This window comes from Kitasatospora sp. NPDC098663 (assembly GCF_044760075.1).
GTDB lineage: Bacteria > Actinomycetota > Actinomycetes > Streptomycetales > Streptomycetaceae > Kitasatospora.
Map to the genome: position 1 here is coordinate 1 of NZ_JBIWAP010000144.1, position 1,182 is coordinate 1,182.

3 protein-coding genes are annotated in these 1,182 nt (G+C 66.6%); all 3 read left to right on the forward strand.

Annotated features, from left to right (window positions below):
- The first annotated feature begins 150 nt into the window (after positions 1-150).
- Genes ACIQVZ_RS42495 through ACIQVZ_RS42505 form a run of 3 tightly spaced genes read left to right on the forward strand, consistent with a single transcriptional unit; the run spans position 151 to position 1,159 of the window.
- On the forward strand, positions 151-678 hold the full coding sequence (locus ACIQVZ_RS42495) for a hypothetical protein (protein ID WP_402458570.1): 528 nt from the start codon (positions 151-153) through the stop codon (positions 676-678).
- Entirely contained in the window at positions 675-926 is a 252-nt protein-coding gene (locus ACIQVZ_RS42500) for a hypothetical protein (RefSeq protein WP_402458573.1), read from the forward strand. Before ACIQVZ_RS42495 ends, ACIQVZ_RS42500 begins: the two co-directional genes overlap by 4 nt.
- A gap of 14 nt (positions 927-940) precedes the next feature.
- Positions 941-1,159: a hypothetical protein gene (locus tag ACIQVZ_RS42505; protein WP_402458576.1), complete on the forward strand. Its 219-nt coding sequence runs from the start codon at positions 941-943 to the stop codon at positions 1,157-1,159.
- Positions 1,160-1,182: the final 23 nt, after the last annotated feature.

Here is a 1,182-nt window from a genome sequence, read left to right on the forward strand (position 1 = left end):
GTTCACCTGGGAGACTGAGTCGGCGCCGTGGCGGCACGAGGCGGTCTTCTTCCCGAAGGAACTGCACCGGTCGACCTGCCGGTGCTCGGTGTGCCGGTCGGACATCTTCACCAAGCAGGACAACGAGCGGCTGTGCGGCGCGGTCGCGGCGTGAAGGTCTACCGGATCACCGTTTCCGCTTACAACTCGCGGCGCGACTTCCCGTCCGCCTGGTTCACCTACGACGTTCGAGCGATCGACCGAGACCACGCGGTCCGTGCGCTTCCGAGGACACACCGCGGGCCGGCCAACGTGCAGTACCGCGACGACCTTGCGATGGCCCGCGTGGCCATGCCGCACTTCGGCCCGCTGACCACGGCGGCGTACTACCCGGAGTGGTCGGTGACCGAGTTCAAGCTCCGAGTCGGACCGCGCGGCGTCTCCCAGGCACGCTGGCCGAAGGTCTGGCTCGGCAAAACGACGAGCGTCCTGCTGATCGAGCAGGGCCTGTGCGCGGTCCTGGAGCCCCCACAGCCGGAGGTCGACGAGCCGTCAGATGGGGATAGGGCGGCCTGCCTGTGGTGTGGGCAGGAGGTCACCTACGTCGACTCCATGGGCTCGCTGATGTGGCTGATCAATGACAACCCGTCGTGCGGGCTTTCCCCGTACGGCGATCACGAGGGAGAGGCAAACGGATGAGCACGCCGAAGGACGACGGCACCCCGGGGAACGAGCAGCGCGGTCCGGCCTGCTCGATGCTGGTTATCGGCCGCAAGAACGGCAGCTCCAGCAGCCGCAGGGAGAAGCGCTTCGACACCGTCGAGGCGGGCGAGGCGGCCATTCGGGAGTGGTCGTTGGAGGGCTTCAACGTCTTCTGGACCGCGCTGGGCGACGGCCCCCTGTCCAAGCCGTTCGACCTGGTCGACGGCGAACGCTCCTACATCTGATCGGCGGAGTCCTCATGGCTTACAAGTCCGTCTCAGTGCACGTGAGTTACAGCATTTGCGTGACGGTGGAGGTCGACGATTCATTGGGTGGCAGCGAGAAGTACCTGCAAGCCAACCGTCTGGGCGTCGAGGCGGCCAAGCGCGGTGAAGGCGCCAAGAGCCCGAAGAGCTACACCCCGACGAGCGTCGCGGACGGCGTCTACGGGCCGTTCGCGGCGAAGACGGAGAGCTGACTGACATGAGCTGGGCCATACAC